15 protein-coding genes are annotated in these 19,818 nt (G+C 43.2%); 5 read left to right on the top strand and 10 right to left on the bottom strand.

The window, feature by feature from the left end; translation table 11 throughout:
• Positions 1-232: 232 nt before the first annotated feature.
• From ACT3RN_RS05555 to ACT3RN_RS05545, 3 genes are all read left to right on the top strand, one after another.
• Positions 233-1,699 (top strand): NAD-dependent succinate-semialdehyde dehydrogenase, encoded by a 1,467-nt coding sequence (locus tag ACT3RN_RS05555; RefSeq protein WP_192518929.1) that lies wholly within the window; start codon positions 233-235, stop codon positions 1,697-1,699.
• A gap of 261 nt (positions 1,700-1,960) precedes the next feature.
• Entirely contained in the window at positions 1,961-3,235 is a 1,275-nt protein-coding gene (gabT, locus tag ACT3RN_RS05550; protein WP_192518928.1) for a 4-aminobutyrate--2-oxoglutarate transaminase, read from the top strand.
• A 344-nt stretch (positions 3,236-3,579) separates the two neighbouring features.
• Complete coding sequence (locus ACT3RN_RS05545; protein ID WP_192518927.1) at positions 3,580-5,022, top strand: APC family permease; 1,443 nt, start codon at positions 3,580-3,582, stop codon at positions 5,020-5,022.
• A 207-nt stretch (positions 5,023-5,229) separates the two neighbouring features.
• Here the strand turns inward: ACT3RN_RS05545 and ACT3RN_RS05540 are convergent, their stop codons facing one another.
• From ACT3RN_RS05540 to ACT3RN_RS05515, 6 genes are all read right to left on the bottom strand, one after another.
• A complete protein-coding gene (locus ACT3RN_RS05540) occupies positions 5,230-6,603 on the bottom strand; it encodes an NAD-dependent succinate-semialdehyde dehydrogenase (RefSeq protein ID WP_192518926.1) in 1,374 nt (457 codons plus the stop codon).
• 79 nt (positions 6,604-6,682) lie between these two features.
• On the bottom strand, positions 6,683-7,789 hold the full coding sequence (gene aguA, locus ACT3RN_RS05535) for an agmatine deiminase (RefSeq protein ID WP_192518925.1): 1,107 nt from the start codon (positions 7,787-7,789) through the stop codon (positions 6,683-6,685).
• A gap of 48 nt (positions 7,790-7,837) precedes the next feature.
• Positions 7,838-8,707 (bottom strand): N-carbamoylputrescine amidase, encoded by an 870-nt coding sequence (gene aguB / locus ACT3RN_RS05530; protein ID WP_192518924.1) that lies wholly within the window; start codon positions 8,705-8,707, stop codon positions 7,838-7,840.
• Positions 8,708-8,957: 250 nt separating this feature from the next.
• Positions 8,958-10,451 (bottom strand): Na+/H+ antiporter NhaC family protein, encoded by a 1,494-nt coding sequence (locus ACT3RN_RS05525; protein WP_192518923.1) that lies wholly within the window; start codon positions 10,449-10,451, stop codon positions 8,958-8,960.
• A gap of 173 nt (positions 10,452-10,624) precedes the next feature.
• Positions 10,625-11,956, bottom strand: coding sequence for an NAD(P)/FAD-dependent oxidoreductase (locus ACT3RN_RS05520; RefSeq protein ID WP_192518922.1), 1,332 nt, complete (start codon positions 11,954-11,956; stop codon positions 10,625-10,627).
• A 1-nt stretch (position 11,957) separates the two neighbouring features.
• On the bottom strand, positions 11,958-13,304 hold the full coding sequence (locus ACT3RN_RS05515; RefSeq protein ID WP_192518921.1) for a glutamine synthetase family protein: 1,347 nt from the start codon (positions 13,302-13,304) through the stop codon (positions 11,958-11,960).
• 355 nt (positions 13,305-13,659) lie between these two features.
• On the opposite strand from ACT3RN_RS05515, the gene ACT3RN_RS05510 reads away from it, so the two are divergent.
• Positions 13,660-14,397, top strand: a complete 738-nt coding sequence (locus tag ACT3RN_RS05510; RefSeq protein WP_192518920.1) for a gamma-glutamyl-gamma-aminobutyrate hydrolase family protein — start codon at positions 13,660-13,662, stop codon at positions 14,395-14,397.
• Positions 14,375-15,058 (top strand): cupin domain-containing protein, encoded by a 684-nt coding sequence (locus ACT3RN_RS05505; RefSeq protein WP_225739121.1) that lies wholly within the window; start codon positions 14,375-14,377, stop codon positions 15,056-15,058. Before ACT3RN_RS05510 ends, ACT3RN_RS05505 begins: the two co-directional genes overlap by 23 nt.
• Positions 15,059-15,214: 156 nt before the next feature.
• On the opposite strand, the gene ACT3RN_RS05500 is transcribed toward ACT3RN_RS05505, so the two are convergent.
• From ACT3RN_RS05500 to ACT3RN_RS05485, 4 genes are all read right to left on the bottom strand, one after another.
• Complete coding sequence (locus ACT3RN_RS05500; RefSeq protein WP_192518919.1) at positions 15,215-16,522, bottom strand: glycosyltransferase; 1,308 nt, start codon at positions 16,520-16,522, stop codon at positions 15,215-15,217.
• Positions 16,523-16,678: 156 nt separating this feature from the next.
• Positions 16,679-17,551 carry a TIGR03915 family putative DNA repair protein gene (locus tag ACT3RN_RS05495; protein WP_442062486.1) on the bottom strand — a complete coding sequence of 291 codons (873 nt, stop codon included), beginning with the start codon at positions 17,549-17,551 and terminating at the stop codon, positions 16,679-16,681.
• A gap of 80 nt (positions 17,552-17,631) precedes the next feature.
• Positions 17,632-18,900, bottom strand: coding sequence for a putative DNA modification/repair radical SAM protein (locus ACT3RN_RS05490; protein WP_192518917.1), 1,269 nt, complete (start codon positions 18,898-18,900; stop codon positions 17,632-17,634).
• Positions 18,901-19,222: 322 nt separating this feature from the next.
• The gene (locus tag ACT3RN_RS05485; RefSeq protein ID WP_192992116.1) at positions 19,223-19,798 is read right to left on the bottom strand and encodes a hypothetical protein; all 576 of its coding nucleotides are present in this window, start codon (positions 19,796-19,798) and stop codon (positions 19,223-19,225) included.
• Between the last annotated feature and the right edge of the window lie 20 nt (positions 19,799-19,818).

Raw genomic sequence — 19,818 nt, 5'->3', positions numbered from 1 at the left:
TGCGCCTATAAAAGTTAAGTAAAATAAAGAGATATCAGCAAATGATTAAAATATTATTATTAAGGGTTGCAAAATATATTATATCGTTCTTATAATGATGTCTCATATATAGAATTGTTGTTCAGTATATTGAACATAGCGTTATTTATCAACTATTATTCGTAAGCATAAGAATCATGGCTATGTTTATCATAATAAATAAGCATGACTCTTACGAACAAGGAGTGTTACCGTGCCAAAAAACATACTAAATCTATCTAATCCAAGTTTGCTCAAACAACAGTGCTTAATTAAAGACGGTTGGTATGCCGCTAATGACAAAGCGACACTTGATGTAAACAATCCTTTTAATGATGAGCTCGTTGGTACAGTGCCAAGCCTTACTACTGAGGATGTAAATGAGGCTGTCGCTTACTCTCATGACGCGCAAATTGCTTGGGCGGCCAAGACTGCCAAAGAGCGTGCAGAGCTGCTACAAAAATGGGCAGACCTCATTGATGCCAACAAAGAAGACCTCGCTATCATCATGACGGCTGAGCAAGGTAAACCTTTAACTGAGTCACGCGGCGAAATTGGTTATGCCAACAGTTTTATTCGCTGGTTTGCAGAAGAAGGCAAGCGTGTCTATGGTGACGTCATTCCGGCTAACCAAACACAACTGCGCCATGTCATTCTCAAGCAACCAGTTGGTGTGTGTGCTGCGATTACGCCTTGGAATTTTCCATCAGCGATGATTACTCGTAAAGCCGCTCCTGCATTGGCAGCAGGCTGTACGATCATTATCAAGCCTGCCACTGAAACGCCATTTTCTGCATTGGCACTAGGTGTATTAGCAGAAGAGGCAGGTATTCCAGCGGGTGTTATCCAAGTAGTGACTGGAAAATCTTCAGTAATTGGTGAAATCTTAACGGGTGACGCTCGTATTCATAAACTGTCGTTTACTGGCTCTACAGAAGTGGGTCGTACGTTGATGGCTCAGTGTGCACCGACTATTAAGAAGCTGTCGTTAGAGCTAGGTGGTAATGCGCCATTTATCGTTTTTGATGATGCCGATCTCGAAAAAGCAGCGACAGGTCTTATTGCTTCTAAATACCGCAATGCTGGTCAGACTTGTGTTTGTGCCAACCGTGTCTATGTACAGGAAAGTATTAAAGATAAATTCTTAGACGTATTCGTCAAAAAAGTCGCGGCGCTAAACGTCGGTAACGGTTTAGAAGAAGGCGTCGATATTGGACCTCTTATCAATAAAAAAGCGTTAGATAAAGTGCAAGCGCTACTCAAAGATGCGTTAGATAAAGGGGCAACGCTTATCGCTGGTGGTAGCACGAATGGTGCTTCAGAGCTGGCATATAACCCGACCGTTATTGCCGATATCAGTAATGATATGGATATTGCTTCTGAGGAAATTTTTGGCCCTATCGCCACCATTTTTACCTTTAAAGATGAGGCAGAAGTCATTCGTAAAGCCAATGACACCATCTATGGCTTAGCGGCTTATTTCTACAGTAGTGATTATGCTCGCTCATGGCGTGTAACCGAGGGCTTGGAGTATGGCATCATCGGCCATAACACGGGTCTGATATCTACAGAAGTAGCACCGTTTGGTGGTGTGAAGCAATCGGGCTTCGGTCGCGAAGGCTCAAAATACGGCATAGAAGATTATGTAGTAACCAAGTATTGGTGTTCTGACGTTAGCTAATGTAGCTATTTTACTATAGTCATTCCACCATAATAGTCACTCCATCATAAAAGTATTACAGCGTCTCGTTTGAAGTATTGGATATACATTGACACTTGGTTGTCTTGTACTACTTTTTAAATGGAATCGACTATATAGCGATAGCTAAAATACAATACCCGTTTTAATAGTAGCCATTGTGATGGTGCTAGTACCGATTGCAATGATATTGATAGTAATGAATTTCATACAACCAACACCACATGAAAAAAGGACATTCTGATGACCACGAACACTCAAACCACGAACGAAGCATTACTTGCCCGCCGCAAAGCCGTCCTGCCGACTGGCCTTGGCATCGCGTTTCCTATCTTTGCAGAAAAAGCAAAAAACTCAGAGGTTTGGGACGTTGAAGGCAATCGTTATATTGATTTTATCGGTGGTATCTCGGTACTAAATACTGGTCATAGCCATCCAAAAATCACTCAACGTGTGCATGAGCAAGTTGACAAATTCACCCACACTGCTGCACAAATTGTTAGCTATGAAAGCTACGTCGACCTTGCAGAAAAGCTATGTGAAAAAGCACCTATTAGCGGTCCAACCAAAGCATTGTTTTTGACCACTGGTGCTGAAGCGGTCGAGAACACGATCAAAATCGCTCGTGCCAAAACGGGTCGTCCTGGTGTGATTTCTTTTGTTGGTGGCTGGCACGGTCGCACGCTCATGTGCATGAGCTTGACAGGTAAAGTATTACCGTACAAAAAGAACTTTGGTCCAATGCCTGGTCCAGTATTCCACGCATTGTTCCCTGCCGAAGAGTTGAACATCACGGAAGCACAAGCGCTACATAGCATCGACATGATTTTTCAGGCTGATATTGACCCAAGTGAAGTAGCAGCGATTATTGTTGAGCCAATACAGGGTGAGGGTGGTTTCCATCAAGTCACGCCATCATTTGCCAAAGCATTACGTGAGATTTGTGATGAGCACGGTATTGTATTGATTTTTGATGAAGTCCAATGTGGTTTTGCCAGAACGGGTACTTTGTTTGCAGGTGAGCAGTTAGGTGTTGAGCCAGACTTAATGACCACGGCTAAGAGCTTGGCTGGCGGTTACCCTGTATCAGCAGTTATTGGCCGTGCCGATATTATGGATGCACCGCAAGTAGGTGGTTTGGGTGGTACGTACTCTGGTAGCCCGATTGCGTTGGCGGCAGCATTGGCTGTGATAGAAGTTATCGAAGAAGAGAACTTGCTTGAGCGTAGTATTGTGATTGGCGATACCATTGCTAAATTTTTAAAAGGCTTAAATCTAAGCAGCATTGGTAATGTTCGTTATAAAGGTGCCATGCTAGCATTTGATTTGGTTGATAGTGAAGGCAAGCCAGATGCTGCTGCTACTGCCAATCTTAAACAAAAAGCTTTTGAGCAAGGTCTCTTGCTGGCGTCTTGTGGTATGTATGGCAATGCTATCCGTGTGATGGTGCCATTGACAGTTGAAGATGAAGTGCTACAAGAAGGCCTTGATATCATTGGCGGCATATTAACTGCTTAATTTGGGCAGGAATGTCTTAATAAAGGTATTGATTTAAAAGCAATGGCAAGGCTGCCCTTAGAGTATCCACTCTGAGTTCTTAATTAATAACAGCGCCTTGCACGACAAGACGCTGTTATTTTTTTGCTTATCGTTTTTTATCTACTATTTTCATGGTTATCTATATCCTTCTTAAGGAGTAATGCTAACACAGCAATTCTATAAAGTGATTTAACCCCATTTTTAGGTTTGTCCTATGGGTGGGTAAGTACGGAAAACTAGGACAACGAGCAATGCTCGAACACACTAAAGCCAGATTAGTCTTAAATGATGAATCTGGGTGACACATAGAGAAGGAATAGGTTATGTCTGGACTAAAAAAATCGTTGGGAATGTTTGATATCATTGCCTTAGCATTTGGCGCCATGGTCGGTTGGGGCTGGGTTGTATTGGCAGGTGGCTGGATTTTATCAGCTGGGACATGGGGGGCAATGTTAGCGTTTTTACTAGGCGGTTTGGCAGTGATACTGATTGGTATTACTTATGCTGAACTGGCTTCATCAATGCCTATCACTGGTGGTGAGCATACGTATACTCATCGTGCACTGGGTATTACGGTTTCTTTTATTTGCTCATGGAGTATTTTATTCGGCTATTTCTCAGTCGTGGCATTCGAGGCAGTGGCTTTACCAACGGTGGTAGAGTACTTTATTCCCAATTATAATCAGGGGTATCTCTGGACGATTGCAGGTTGGGATGTTTATGCCACTTGGGTCGGTGTCGGAATGCTCGGCTCAATTATTGTGACTTGGCTTAATGTCCGTGGTATGGAAGTGAGTGCATGGTTCCAAAAAACAGCAGTTTTAGGGATTTTGTTTGTTGGCATATTACTATTCATTGGCGCGGCATTATATAACCCTGCGACAGCGACTGTAGTACAAGCTCCAGCGTTTATCGGTGGTGCTGCGGGTGTGATGGCCGTTATCGTTATGGTACCTTTTATGTTTGTCGGTTTTGATGTGATTCCACAAGCCGCTGAAGAGATTGATTTAACACGTCCTAATATTGGCAAGTTTTTGATTGTTTCAATTACCATTGCTGTGCTTTGGTATATCGCAGTCGCGTGGAGTGTTGGAACCACATTGCCACTGATACAAGCAGAGAGCTCTACCTTGTCAACTGCTGATGCAATGACCAATGCGTGGCATGGTAAGTGGGCTGGTATTCTTTTAGTTATTGGCGGTGTCTTGGGTATTTTGTCAAGCTGGAATGCGTTCTTGATTGGTGGTAGTCGTCTAATATTTGCTATGTCAAAAGCACATATGCTGCCTGCGTTCTTGGGTAAATTACATCCTAAATACAATACGCCTGTTAATGCGATTTTATTGATTGGTGGTTTGGCCACACTGGCGCCATTATTTGGTCGCAAAATGTTGGTTTGGATTGTTGATGCAGGTGGTTTTGGTATCGTCATTGCTTATACGTGTGTCGCTATCTCATTCCTAGTACTACGCTACCGTGAGCCTAACATGGTACGTCCGTTCAAAATACCTGCCGGTAAATTAGTGGGTATGGTTACGATTGCACTCAGTTTTGGTCTTTTGGTGCTATACATGCCAGGTATGCCATCTGCACTAACGCCTATTGAATGGTGGATTTTCTTAGGTTGGACGGTATTAGGTGTGGCGCTATATGGCTATGCAACTGTTAAATACCCCGGAAAAAGTGAGGCTATCATGGCAGAAGAATTGCGCGAATTAAAAATCGTGAATCAGCTATGGTTAAAAGACAACCCACCAAAAAACTAAGCTTATACCATTCACAAGAATAGGATTCGCTGTGTCAAAATCGCTTAGCCTACAATGTGTAGTACTTGCACTCTTTTTCCTTGCTACTCTAATTTTTGTGAATGGTATTATTTAACTATTCCACTGATCATAAAAAAGCCTAACATTAAGCGTTAGGCTTTTTTAGTTTATCCAGTTAAGTGCTTGTCTTTTAAATGCTTGTCTTTCTTAAGACTTATTACGAATCAGTTTATAGTTTAAAAACTCAGTGATACCTAGTGTGCCCAGCTCGCGACCGAACCCTGAGCGTTTAACACCACCGAATGGCGTATTGGCTTCACTACCGGATGGGGCATTGATGGTTACCATGCCTACTTCTAGTTTTTCAGCGATGTCTGCGGCCAGCTCTGGGTTTTGCGTTTGGATAGAAGCCCCAAGACCAAATGGTACATCGTTAGCGATTTGGATGGCATGGTCGATATCACGAGCTTTATAGATGACGGCGACAGGGCCAAACAGTTCTTGACGATAGACATCCATTGACTCGGTCACATCCGTCAGTACGGCTGGTGCAAACCAAGCACCTGGTTTGTCTGTGACTATGCCACCTTCTACTAGCACAGTGGCACCTGCTTGAATGGCGCTATCCAGCTGTTGTTGTAGGCCATCGGCTGCCGCTTTTGAAGACATTGGTCCTATAAACGTTTGCTCGTCTAATGGGTCTGCCAGTGTCATGGCACGTACGTTATCGGTGAATGCTTGCACGAATTGATCGTACACGTCATCGACGATAATCAAGCGTTTAGCCGCATTACAGGCTTGTCCAACATTACCAAAACGACCTGAGATTGCTCTTTGTACCGCTTTTTCGATATCTGCATCAGCGGTCACAATAAAGGCATCCGAACCACCAAGCTCTAACACGACTTTTTTGAGTGCGCCGCCAGCTTCTTTGGCAACTGCTTGACCTGCACGTTCAGAGCCTGTTAATGACACACCTTGTACGCGGGTGTCATTGATGATGGTCGCTGATTGCTCGTTGGTTGCAAAAACATTGTTATACACGCCGTCAGGCAGACCTGCGTCTTTTAGGATGTCGACGATAATTTCAGCTGTCTGAGGGCATTGCGGGGCATGCTTTAGGATAATGGTGTTGCCTGCCATAACGTTTGGGGCGACGAAGCGTGCTACTTGATAGTGTGGATAGTTCCAAGGCATGATGCCTAATAGTGCGCCTACAGGGCGTTTTTCTACAGAAGCTGTTCCTGTATCAACGTCGATGGTATTAGGGGCTAATAGCTGCTCAGCGTTATCTGCGTAGTAGCGATAGATATCCGCGACTAGACCAATCTCACCTTTTGCTTGAGCGACTGGTTTCCCCATCTCATTGGCGACGATACGTGCTAGATCTTCTTGACGATCAAGATAGATATCAGCGACCTTATGAAGTAGCGCACTGCGTTCATTGAGTGGAACATGACGCCAGCTCTGATAGGCTGTGTCCGCTTGCTCAATCACTTGTTGGATATCTTGTTCCGTTGCCGTAGGGTAGGTGGCTTCGAGTTCGCCTGTGGCCGGGTTATTTACTTGATAATCGCTCATAAAAAATCCTTTTGCTTAATTTTATTTTGGTTATCTTTAACAGCTTGTACTTAAAAGCCACGTATAAAATACATATTCGTTACTGTGTATTGGTGGCTGGCTGCTGCTGAGTAATACAGTGGATATTGCCGCCGCCAAACACAATCTCTTTTGTTCGCACTCCCACTACTTGATGCTGAGGAAAGATTTTTTCAAGCTGCTCAATCGCTAAACGGTCATTAACGTCATCATATTGCGGCACGATGACACCTTCGTTACAAATGAGAAAGTTCGCATACGAAGCGATACAAATATCGTCCGTATTACGAGACTTTGCATCTTCAGACTGAACGATGTCAGCATTGGCAGGTAAAGTGACAGAATGCTGGGTACAGCACAGTTTATGTACTTTTAGTTTTCGACCTTTGGCATCAGTCATCTCTGACAGCTGTTTGTACGCTTTTTGAGTGGCTTCATAGAATGGGTGCTCAGTATCATTTGTAAATAGACACACCACTTCGCCAGGACGGGCAAAACACGCAATATCATCAATGTGACCAGTGGTCTCATCGGGATCGATACCATCATCGACCCACAGTACTTTTTCGGCATTTAGATGCGATTTCAGCATGTCTTCAATTTGGGCTTCATTCAAGTGTGGATTGCGCCCAGGACTGAGCAAGCACATACGAGTGGTCAATACAGTACCTTCGCCATCGACATGAAAGGCACCGCCTTCTAGTACAAAGCCGTCGGTACGATAGCGATCAATATTTAACTGTTCGCACAGTCTCTCAGCGAGCTTGTCATCATCATCCCAAGGCGTGTATAAACCATCATAATCGCCGCCCCATGCGTTAAATGTCCAGTCGCAAGCACGTATGTCGCCGGCATCATTGATCAAAAATGTCGGCACGGTATCGCGCGCCCATGCATCATTGCTTGGTATGGTCATCACATCGATATTATCAGGCAGTTGCGCACGGCACGCATCAAAATCATCAACATTGACCAAAACACCAACATCACTGAACTGCCTGATGGCGGCAGCAACGTTTGCATAGGCAGCTTGCGCAGGGACGGCTTTCTGTCGCCAATTGTCTTCTCGATACGGCCATACCATCCAGACTTTTTGTATAGGTGCAAATTCTGCTGGCATGTAAAAGCCATCTTGTTTAGGGGTTGAACCTGTCAGTAATGTGGACATAAAATCACCTTATCGCGCTCAAGCGCTTATAAAAATATGGGGAGTAGCCTAGCCGTGGGTCAATAATGTGCCATACATTGATGGACGACGGTCACGGAACACGCCCCATTGACGACGCTGTTCTGCCAGTACATCGAGATCAAACGTAGCCATGATAAACTCGCTTTTATCGGTTGAGGCTTCTTGTATAATTTCGCCGCGCCCATCAGTGATAAACGAGCTGCCATAAAACTGCATGGTGCTGTCAGTAGCATTTTGGCTGATGGTTTCTTCACCAATACGGTTAGAGGCGATAACAGGTACGAGGTTAGCCGCAGAGTGCCCTTGCATACAGCGTTGCCAATGTCCCGTTGAGTTGATGTTTAGGGTTGGTTCATCACCGATAGCCGTTGGATACAGCAGTAACTCTGCACCCATAAGTGCCATGCTGCGAGCGCATTCAGGAAACCATTGATCCCAGCAAATACCAACGCCGATTTTGCCGTATTTGGTGTTCCAAACTTTAAACCCAGTGTCACCAGGCGTGAAGTAGAATTTTTCGGCGTAAGGGATGCCATCTGGGATATGAGTTTTACGGTAAGTGCCTAGGATTTCGCCATCGGCATCAATAATAGTCACGCTATTAAACAACGCATTGCCTGACTTTTCATAAAAACTGATAGGCAGTACCACGTCAAGCGACTTTGCCAATTCTTTGAAGTGGTTGATGGCTGTGTTGTGCTCGACTTCGGTAGCCAAGTTGAAGTATTCAAAATCATGTACTTGGCAAAAATAAGGGGTCTCAAATAACTCTTGTAGCAAGATAACATTGGCACCAGCTTTCGCAGCTTCAGTGACCAATGCGCTGGCTTTATCGATGTTTTCTTGTTTGTCCCAAGTGCAAGCGATTTGAGTGCTGGCGACAGTAACTGATCTCATGGTGTAGCTCCTTGATTATAATTTATATATTGATGAGGTTTATGTTAATGAAAGTTGATGTCGCTAGAGGTAACAATCAAAAATTTATCATAGTAACGGTTCAAGTATTGGTGATCTAAATATCAACGGTCTAAATAGCAACGGCTTAAATAATCGTATATTTAAGCCGTCTTATTGCTACTCCTATCTTGTTGCTAATTGTCGTACGATAAATTATATGACGTTTGCATACAGGGTCTTTGACAGCTCTTTAAGCCATCATAAAACCAAGTCCTAAGAAGGCAGCAACCGACAGCACAGCACCAAGCAACGCATAAGGGAACTGCGTGAAGGCATGTTGCATCGGTGAACAACCAGCACCTTGTGCGGCTAATAATGATGAATCACTAAAGAAACAAGCATGGCTACCAAATGATGATGCTGATAATAAAGCACCGATGACCAATGGCGTGCTAACCCCTAGTGCAGCTGCTACTGGGAATACAATCGGCATGGCAAGGACATATAGGCCCCAGCTTGATGCGGTCGCAAAGGTTAAGAAAGCCATCACAGCGAAAATAACAGCAGGGAAGATAATGACAGTCATGTGCGGTGAGATAGCGTCAATGACATACATCGTCATGCCAAGCTCGTCGTTAATGGCTTTCAAAAAGAAACCACCAATGACTGTCGATAGCGGGTACAACATGACCTTGAAGCCTGTAAAGATTGACTCTACTTGGGTCTCAAAACTCAAAATACCCTGTGCCCAATAAACCGCAACGGTCACAAAACAGGTAAGCAGTGCGCCTCTCAATAAATCCACTTCAAAGTAAATCGTTGAGACGATAAGTAAAATCATTGGGAACGCAAAGTTAAAAATATTGGCTTTGAACGATAACGTGCGTTTGGCTTTAACATTTGAAACCAACTGCTCATCGACGAAATCTTCTGGAACAGGGTTGCCTTCTTTAGCACGTTTTTCTGCACGTTTCATTGGCCCCCAGTCGCCTAGGATACCGTAAGCCACTAAAAATACGATAAGTAGTGCAAACCATGCATACGCCATATAAGGTATAGAGCTGATATAAAGTCCGATACCGCCACCATCTGCGGCTACACCGTTCTCTTCGAGCAATCCTGAAAAGTAAACCGCCCATGTAGAGATAGGGACGATCACACACATAGGTGCAGCGGTAGAGTCGACAATATAAGCGAGTTTTTCGCGTGATACACCATAGGTATCCGTCAGTTTTTTCACTGAGGTAGACACTGCCAAACAGTTTAGATAATCATCAATGAAGACCACAACACCTAATGCAAAAGTAGCCAATAGAGACTGGCGGCGTGATTTGATGATTTTTTTGAGCCATTCGCTAAAACCGTTCAAACAACCACTAATTTCTAGCAGCTGGATCAGACCACCCATGAGACCACAAACGAGCACGATCCAAATAATGGTTTCGTTACCGAGTACGGCTGAGATATTATCTGCGAAAGGGGAGACTAAATCGAATGGGTTTAGCATGACAAGCCCAGCAACGCAGCCTGCAATCATAGACTCAAAGGGACGTCTGGAAATGATAGCAACGATGAGTACCAGCATAGTGGGTAGTAAAGAGAGAATGCCCCAAGATTCCGATGGATCGTGGGTGGATGATAACCAGACAAAGGCAAGATAGATAGCTATTCCCACTACGACCGTGAGAAAGACTCGCTTGTTATGATACTGTTCTTCAACAGCATCATTCAGTTTCATGTTCATGGTGACGTTCCTTGTGTGACATTATAGCTTATATAGAAAAGATCCTGTTTTAAGGTGATGATCGATAGGAAGTACGAATGGGCTTCCTATCGAGTTAGTAATAACAATCTGTTGCATTAATGGCTTCAAAGTTTTGCTTGGTATCAAGCAGAAAATTGAAGCCATTAGGTTACTTATAAGCCAGTTTTGTCCTTTAGTGCGTACCACCATGATCCCATCATAGAGTAGGGCACTCGTAGTGCGCGACCACCAGGGAAGGGAATCCAAGGAATTTTCGTAAATGTATCAAACTCCTTGGTATTGCCATTGATGGCATCAGCCAGTATCTGTCCAAACAGATGCGACCCTGTCACACCGTGACCACTGTACCCATGAGCGAAATATACTCGATCATGTAGCTTGCCCATCTGCGGCACACGTGAAAAAGACAATGCAAAGTTACCGCTCCATGCATAGTCAATTTTTACATCACGCAGCTCTGGAAAAATCTTATTCATGTTGGGTCTGATTTTTGCGGTGATGTCAGAGGGGTCTTGACCACCATATACCGTACCACCACCAAATAACATACGCTTGTCTGCTGACAGACGATAGTAATCAAGGATATAGCGGACATCTTCGACACAAACATCAGTAGGAAGCAATTGATCAGCCAAATCACCCAAGGGTTCGGTGGCGATAATTTGAGTCGATACTGGCATGACTCGGTCAGTCAGCTGAGGAATGACTTTGTTTAAGTACGCATTACCGCACATGACGGCTTGTTTACAAGTGACCGTACCAAACTCAGTAATGACTTTGATATGATCATCAGCATATTCAACATCAACGACTAAGGTGTTTTCGTAAATAGTGCCACCACGTGATTCAATGGCAGCCGCTTCACCAAGCGCAAGGTTTAGCGGATGAAAATGTCCACCTGAGTGATCGATAACCCCGCCCACATACGCATCTGATTTGATGTGTTCTTGCATGCCGTACTTGTCTAGCATTTCACGGTCGTGCATACCATGGCTTTCCCACAGTGCATGCGTTTTTTGTAAATCTTTTAATTGCCCGTTATTTAAGGCGGCAAAGATATTTTTTTCTTTCAGATCACAGCTGATGTCGTAGTCTTTGATCAGTCTGCGAATGATTTTGCCACCGCGTGTCACAAGCTGACCGACAAAATCGGCGTTTTGTTGGCCATAAGAGCTTTTGATTTTTTCCAAGCTGGCATTGAGGCCATTGACAATCTGACCGCCATTGCGACCTGATGCACCCCAACCAATCTGTGCACCTTCAAGTACGACCACTTCGTGATCTGTTTCCATAAGATGCAGCGCCGTTGATAAGCCACTATAGCCACCACCCACCACGCAAACCTCAACATGAATGTCATTTTCTAGCGTCGGTCTATCTGGTTTAGGATTGCGACTGGCAGCATAATAGCTATCAGGATATTGCCCGTTGTCTGAGTAGTGTGGAATATTGCGCGTGTTGTTAGACGGCTTGCTATTTGACATATTAGACATCCTGTAAATAGGTGAGGTATTCAAGGTTGGTGACTTGCTGAGCAAAGCGCATGGCTTCTTGCTTTTTCACGGCAATCAGCAGTTCAATCATCTCGCTTGGGAACAGTGCATCAATGACGTCGCTGTTTTCGAACTGACGAATAGCTGATAACCAATCTAACGGCAAGGTTTTGAGATCTTCCTCGCTATAAGTAATTCTATTGATTGGCTCTGGGGCTTCTAGTTTGTTTTCAATACCATATAACATGCCTGCTAGGACTGCACTACAGACCAAATAAGGATTGGCATCAGCGCCTGATACACGGTGCTCGATACGGCGCGCTTTTGGATCGCCACCAGGGATACGTACGGCTGCTGTGCGGTTTTCATAACCCCATGACACATTGTTTGGTGCCAAGGTGCCTGGAGCAAAACGGCGATAAGAGTTGACATGTGGTGCAAATAACAAGGTGCAATCCGACATGGTCTTTAACAGGCCAGCGACGGCATGACGTAGCATATCCGAGCCTTCATCTGAACCATCGTCAAAGATATTATGGCCATCTTTATCTAACAAGCTGCAATGTACGTGAAAGCCGTTACCTGACTGTAAACCAAAAGGTTTTGCCATAAAGGTAGCCGTAAGCTTACGACGAGCAGCGACCGCTTTGACCACTTGTTTGAATAGTATCGCATCGTCAGCGGCTTTTAATGGATCGTCGACATGCAATAGGTTGATCTCAAACTGGCCACAGCCATTCTCTGCCAATGCCGCATCAACAGGAATATCGAGTTTTTCACACTGAGCATAGACTTCGTCTAAAAACTCATCAAAATGTAACAAATCATTGATGCTTAAGATAGAAGTTTTGTTCAGTCTCAGGCCGCTCTTAGGACGGATAGGCGGCTTAGGTGTCTCGCCTTCTGTGTAATCCACCAAATAAAACTCTAGCTCGGTTGCCATGACAGGTGTCAAACCAAGCGCTTTGAACTTTTTGCTAATAAAGTTTAGAACGTGGCGAGCATCGCCGTAATAAGGTTCATTGTCTTCGGTATAAAGCCACACAGGTATTAGAGATGAGGGTGCACTGGTATTTAGAAGTGGAACAGCAGCACGACCAGTAGGGCGAGCAATGGCATCGATATCACCATTACACTGAGAAGATTCGATGACATCAGCACCCCAGATATCGACACCTAAAATAGATAGTGGCAATCGGATATCACCATTTTGTGCTTTTTCCATTTGATTGTACGGGATGCGTTTACCGCGAAGTAATCCGTTTATATCACCTGCTGCAACATAAACATACTTGGTACTATCTGCTGTTGCACTCACAGTTTCACTGGTCGTTGTCATCTCTTCTATCCCTAGCAGTCTTGAACGATTTTGGTTTGTTTTATGATTTAACTAACAATATTAAATACTTAGTGTTAAGTGCTTGTAGAGTCTCAGAAAGCTATCTGTTAGTGTGCACAATGTATGAAAATTGTTTTTTGTCATAAATATGTCTTTCAATATATGGATGAAGTTTATAGTTGTCAATATTTATTTTAAATTATTAAAAAGTAATTTATATGACTCAAATACACAAACTATATTAATATTGAAGTTTATAGTTTACACAAGATAGGTTACTGTGATAAGTTTTGGTTGAATAATTATTTACAACATTTGGACAGATAGGTTCGGATGTCATATTTAGGGAAAGAATATGTCTACTTTTAAGCCAGTTATCGCGATTGTATCTTGTCACAAGATGGTTGACGGTCAACCAGCACAAGCGGTATATCAAAAATATATCGATGCCATACAGCACTATGGTGGTAATCCGATATTACTCCCGTATACCGCTGCTGATGAGGCAAATTTTGAGGCACTAATGTCGCTAGTGGATGGTATTTTATTGACAGGTAGCTATAGTAATGTTGCACCGACACGTTATGGGGCGACACATATAGAAGAAAAGCAGGATCTAAACCGTGATGAGCTGAGTTTTAAGTTACTGGCTTATTCAGCTAAATCTGGCACACCTTTATTGGCAATATGTCGAGGTTTGCAAGAGATGAATGTATATTTCAATGGTACATTGCATCCTGATTGGCGTGAAGTAGAAGGGTTTTATGAGCAGCATTTAGAAGACAGTACGCAACCGTTAGAAGTACAGTATCAGCCAGTGCACGATGTCCTTATACAGCCTGAAGGAAAGCTTGCAGCATTTGGTGAGGAGTGGCATGTCAATTCGTTGCATAAACAAGCCATTAATAAAGTAGGCGATGGTTTGTTCGTTGAGGCAGTAGCACGTGATGGATTGGTAGAGGCCATTAGCTTAATAAAACATCCGTTTATGATTGGTGTACAATGGCATCCTGAGCTAAATTATGCCAAAGATGGTTTTTCCAAATTTTTGTTTACGGAATTTATTCACTATGCCAGTCAAAAACAATCCTGATAACAACGTCGATACTAATACCAGTATCAATGATGACATCAACGATGAAGAAGCGTGTTCTACTGAAGAGCAGGATATGCTTGAAGATACTCAAGAACTAGAAAAGCCTGAAGAAGATATTGGTAAAAAGATCAACCAATTGCGTCTTACCAAAGGTTTCTCGCAGCGTAAATTGGCGAGATTAGCAGGATTGACCAATACTTCCATCAGTGCTATCGAGCGTAATAAGGTTAGCCCTGCTGTCAATACGCTAAAAGCGATCTTAGAAGTGCTCGATTCTGATCTAAATACTTTTTTCAGTGATGAGTGGAAGGAGCGTAAAGACAGAGTAGTCGTTACGCCAAAAGAGCTAGTTGAGATTAGTGAACCAAACAGTCGAGTCTCCATTAAACAAGTATTTAATGGCAGTCCGATCAAAAATTTAGGATTTTTGATCGAGGTTTATCAGCCAAATAGCTCGACCGAAGATAGGATTTCTCATGAAGGTGAGGAAATTGGTACGGTTATCGAAGGTAAAATTATTATCCGTATTGACGACACCACGTATCTGTTAAACGAGGGTGACAGCTATGTGATTAAAACCTGTCATCCGCATACCTTTATCAACCCTAGTAACTCCATTACGCGTATTATTAGCGCACATACGCCAGCGACTTATTGATTCAAATGCAGGTATAAGACCTGCTACACCTGTCCTATACTGTGTTATCAATACCGTTCTAAAAGCGCATATCATTGTTATAGCTAGAGCAATATGAGCGATCAAGAGTGCTGATTTGTGAATGGTCAACACCGCAATATTTTTATAATAAGCTTTCTAAGTATCTGCCTCTTTTGAGAGATTGGGTGTCTTAGAAAGCTTTTTTTGTGTAACCTCTGTACAGGCTCGCGCATCATTATTTTCTGTTTCTGTTTTGTCTACTGTTATAGCAGTAGTTGGTTTTAAATGTTTTTTAATTCTTTTTACGGCAGCAGCGTCTATTTCAGATTGCTCTTCGGCAAGTGCCGTATCATATAAATCTTGATAGACAGCGAGGGTTTTGACAATCATTTCACGCATGGTAAATTGGTTTGTCATCTCAGGACGAGTGACGCTTTCTAGTTGGTTTCTAACCGCCTTACAGAGTGCGTTGGCGTTGTATTTTTTGACCAGTCCTTGCGGATAAAGGGGTTGTAAAATTTCGCTAAAGGCGGCTTGATCCCAACCAATAACCGGTGTACCTAAATGAATGGCTTGTAGTGCATTGATGCCAATAGATTCAGGCTCATTAGCCAGTGCCATCACGATATTGGCCGCTGAAAGCCACTCCCTCATATCGTTGCGCTTGCAACCTACATAGGTAATACGTTCAGCCAAGCCTAGCGTATTGGTGCGTTGGCGAAAGTCTTCATGTGCCACATCACCATCTTTGTAGTCATCGTCCATAATAATGACGTGGATATTAGGAAATTGCTCTTGCAAATTACCCAATATATCAATCAGCCACTCTTGACCATACTGATTGCCAATGATGGTTGGGAATACCAGCCATTTTTTATGCTCAAGCTCAGGATACTCTGCAAAGGTGTGGCGTAGCCAATAGACAGAAGGGTTGTGCCGATAGGGATAGCGGCGAGTGTCGATACCACGGTAGATACGCTTAATGACTTTTGGCGCGAAGTCTTCACGGCGCAGTCTATTTTTTAGATAGTTAGTCACACTATCAGATACCGTAATAAGTGTGTCCACATTGAGTAATGCTTGTGAGTACTTATTAATAGGGTAAAAGCCATACATGGTCGAGACCAGTTTTGGCAAGCGTTTTACACGTACACGGCGCAGTGCTAAGTGGAGTATCCATGCAGGCGTGCGTGAGTGTGTATGAATGATGTCAGGCTCATACTTTTCAATCAGATGGCGCAGTGAAGCGACTTGCAATAATGACAGCCAAGACTTTTTAGTCATTTGTAGCTGGTGATAGTTATTACCATCACGCTTGAGCCGTTTGACCAGATCATTGTCTTCATCAGCGCTTGAAATAATGATCGAGGTATGACCATTTTTGACCAATGAACGCCCAAGGTGAAAAATACCGCGCTCGGATTCATCATGCTTTAAAGACGATAGTAAGCGCATAACTTTCATAATAGCATCGATCACAAGTTAGTAATATCAAGTGGCTATTGTCAGTTAAAAGCACTAAAAACTCAACCACCAAGATAAAAAGATACGTTTTAACCGCTCATTTTTTAAAGAGAGATAAATCTAAATTGTCTATCACGTATTGCATGCTCAATACAATTAGCGACGTTTTTGTAGATGCTCAGCGTTGGGCAGCACTTGTTTTTCGCTTAAGTATTTCCAATAACGCTGTGGTAATGACTGCTTGTGCAAACGGGGGTTTTTGCGCTCTTTAATGTTGACGTTGGTAAAGTAGCCTTGCCAAAATTTCTGATAGCGCTGTTCGTTCTCGCTATGAATGCTGGCAGGATTACGCAGTACTGCATCATCAAGGTCAGTAATGGTTTGCAGGGCGGCAGGGTGCGATGATGTGCTTTGACTCTTATCATAATAAATGCCAAATCCGCGACTGATATCATAAATCGCCCAATGTTGGTCCTGATAGCGCTGACGAAAGTGCTCACCTATCAATGGCAATACATTAAAATCAGGCTCTACTCGTGCAAAATATATATCATCAGTGGTATGCTCAAAACGTACAAATGCTTCCATACGGTGCTTTTCACGACCCACGGACTTTACCGTTTGTACTAACTCCAGTACGTCTAAATTACCCAAATCTTGCATGATAGAGCGGTTAGGGTAGTCAATGGCATATTTGGTGACTTGAAATAGAGTCGTACCGATATGGTCTTTTTCTGATAAAAATCCCCACAGCATATTGCGCATACCTGAGCGCCCTAATAGTTTATTCAGTTTTGTGAGGACGCGCTCGGCTTTGTCTTCATCAGTCGTAACGCTGGTTGCTTGAGCAATTAATGACGGTACATAACTATCTTGCGCTACGAGCTGTAATGTTGAGTCATGTTGTAGCTTGTGCTCATAAACATGAAATACCGCGCTCAGCCAACCCTCAAAGCTTGGCTCATATAAGATTATGTTTGAGGTCAAGTTGCCAGCGGCATAAGTATCGGTTTGAGCGAGTAGTGACATATATCATCCTAAATTCTTCGAAATTTACCTAAATATGCGTTTACCCTTAAAACAGTGCCAACTGTCCAATACGTTGATCTTTAAAACAGTGCCAACTGTCCAATACGTTGATATTTGTATTTGGTTTGCGTCTGTGCCAGTACATACTGCCGAAAATTATCGCGGGTTAAATGCGCTAAATGCTCGTTTTTGCCTGTGGTTGCGATGAAATATTTGGCACGATTGACGGCTGCGCCCATTTTTTTGAGATGATATAGTGTCAGCTGGTTAAACTTACGCGCTTTGACTATCTTTTTAGCTGTTCTGGTACCGATACCAGGTATACGCACAATCATCTCGTACGTTGCGGTTTGAATATTGACAGGGAAATACTCGCGATGACGAATCGCCCAAGCCAGTTTTGGGTCACAGTCCAAATCTAAAAATGGCGAGTCTGGCTCGACGATTTCGTGCGCCCCAAACCCATAAAACCGCATTAACCAATCTGCCTGATAGAGGCGATTTTCTCGCACCATCGGTACAGGTGTGCCAATCGCTGGCAGACGATTATCGGATAGCATCGGCACATAGCCTGAGTAATAAACACGCTTGAGATCATACTGCTTATAGAAATGGCTCGATAGCTGAATCACTTGCAAGTCGGTCTCATTGCTAGCACCCACAATCATTTGGCTGGTCTGACCGGCTGGCGTGAACTTGGGCACTTTCTTATGAGTTTTACGGCTCTCACGGATGGTGATGATCTCTTCTTTTACCGTCTCCATCGGCGCTTTTAATTGCTCATGTGATTTTTCTGGCGCGAGCAACGCTAGGCCGGATTTGGTTGGAATCTCGATATTGACACTCAAGCGATCCGCATAAAGCCCCGCTTCTATCAGCAGCTCTTTTGATGCACCTGGAATCGTCTTTAAGTGAATATAACCATTAAAGCGTTCACGGGTACGCAGTAGTTTGGCAACCTCGACCAATCGCTCCATTGTATAGTCACCGTTTTTGAAGATACCTGAGCTTAGAAATAGCCCCTCGATATAGTTACGGCGATAAAACTGCATGGTTAAGTCAACGACTTCCTCAACACTAAAGGCAGCGCGTGGCGTGTCGTTGCTTTTACGTGAGGTACAGTAAGCACAATCATAAATACAATGATTGGTTAGTAGGATTTTAAGTAAACTGACACAGCGACCATCTTCGGTATAGCTATGGCAGATACCTGTCGCTGAGGCATCACCGAGACCGCCGCCTTGATTTTTACGCGTACCAGCGGAAGAGGAGCAAGAGACATCGTACTTAGCAGCGTCCGCTAAGATGTTGAGTTTGCCTTGTAGACGTTCATAATTGATGGTTGCCATAAGTGCTATTTACCAATGCATTAATGAAGGACTATTTTAACAAAATTAGCGTTAAGTCATTGTATTTATGGGTTAAATTTAGATGGAAAATGACAACGGTTGTCGCCTATGATTATCAAAATCATGTGTTTTTAGGGTTAACGAGAAGTAAAGAGAGGGAGGTGAAGTTGTACATACTGGTCATGACCGAATATTTGTTTTGAATTGAAAGCACTATAGCAAAAGGTTGATTATTAAGAAATGATAAAGGTGAGTGCAAGTATTACGAATAGTAGGCTGAGTGAGCGTGAAACCGTATTTATTATATATAAGGCTTTGTGGTTTATACAAAAAAATTCTCGTCCAGAAATCCAACGATCAAGCCACCTAAAATACCTAAGATACCAAGCAATAGGAGGGGGATAGCCAGTATCGTTAGTATCTGTGATTGGCTTTCTTTAACCTCGACAAAATAGCGGCTTAAATCAATATCTGCTAAAGGTATAGCATTACCTACAGCTGTTTGCAGTCTTGAGGTGCTTGACCCTGGTACCAGCTTTAATTCGTAATGACCAACTTCCGCGCGAAAGGTGAACAGCTCCATTCTACCAGTGTCAAAATTATTTGAGCGTGGAGATAGTATTGAGTGGCTAAGCTTAACTTCTTTATTAGTAGCGGTATGGATGATACGTGGTCTAAACTGAGTCAGCGGCGTTTTTTTGAAAAGAGAGCCTTTGTGCCAAATGGCATAAATGCCTGATTTTGAAACAGTGAAATTGCCAACGCTATCGTGGTAGGGCAGCGCTAATAATACGTCGCCATTGAATGCATTCTTAAATAATTTTATCGCTTTAAATACAATAAATATACCGATAAGAATAAGGATTAATAGAAGTGTTCTAATGGATAGGATGCTCATTATTCATCTTTCTTAGTGGT

Origin of the sequence: Psychrobacter sp. AOP5-GZ1-6 (assembly GCF_052376345.1) — a bacterium.
Lineage (GTDB): Bacteria > Pseudomonadota > Gammaproteobacteria > Pseudomonadales > Moraxellaceae > Psychrobacter.
The sequence above is the reverse complement of the archived record's forward strand: the minus strand, read 5'-3'. Positions and strand labels throughout refer to the sequence as shown.

Coding starts and splice junctions, on each gene's coding strand:
- ACT3RN_RS05485 (WP_192992116.1), bottom strand. CDS start 19,798: ATGAGCATCCTATCCATTAGAACACTTCTATTAATCCTTATTCTTATC.
- ACT3RN_RS05525 (WP_192518923.1), bottom strand. CDS start 10,451: ATGAACATGAAACTGAATGATGCTGTTGAAGAACAGTATCATAACAAG.
- ACT3RN_RS05540 (WP_192518926.1), bottom strand. CDS start 6,603: ATGAGCGATTATCAAGTAAATAACCCGGCCACAGGCGAACTCGAAGCC.
- gabT (WP_192518928.1), top strand. CDS start 1,961: ATGACCACGAACACTCAAACCACGAACGAAGCATTACTTGCCCGCCGC.
- aguA (WP_192518925.1), bottom strand. CDS start 7,789: ATGTCCACATTACTGACAGGTTCAACCCCTAAACAAGATGGCTTTTAC.
- ACT3RN_RS05490 (WP_192518917.1), bottom strand. CDS start 18,900: ATGGCAACCATCAATTATGAACGTCTACAAGGCAAACTCAACATCTTA.
- ACT3RN_RS05545 (WP_192518927.1), top strand. CDS start 3,580: ATGTCTGGACTAAAAAAATCGTTGGGAATGTTTGATATCATTGCCTTA.
- ACT3RN_RS05515 (WP_192518921.1), bottom strand. CDS start 13,304: ATGACAACGACCAGTGAAACTGTGAGTGCAACAGCAGATAGTACCAAG.
- ACT3RN_RS05510 (WP_192518920.1), top strand. CDS start 13,660: ATGTCTACTTTTAAGCCAGTTATCGCGATTGTATCTTGTCACAAGATG.
- aguB (WP_192518924.1), bottom strand. CDS start 8,707: ATGAGATCAGTTACTGTCGCCAGCACTCAAATCGCTTGCACTTGGGAC.
- ACT3RN_RS05505 (WP_225739121.1), top strand. CDS start 14,375: ATGCCAGTCAAAAACAATCCTGATAACAACGTCGATACTAATACCAGT.
- ACT3RN_RS05500 (WP_192518919.1), bottom strand. CDS start 16,522: ATGAAAGTTATGCGCTTACTATCGTCTTTAAAGCATGATGAATCCGAG.
- ACT3RN_RS05520 (WP_192518922.1), bottom strand. CDS start 11,956: ATGTCAAATAGCAAGCCGTCTAACAACACGCGCAATATTCCACACTAC.
- ACT3RN_RS05495 (WP_442062486.1), bottom strand. CDS start 17,551: ATGTCACTACTCGCTCAAACCGATACTTATGCCGCTGGCAACTTGACC.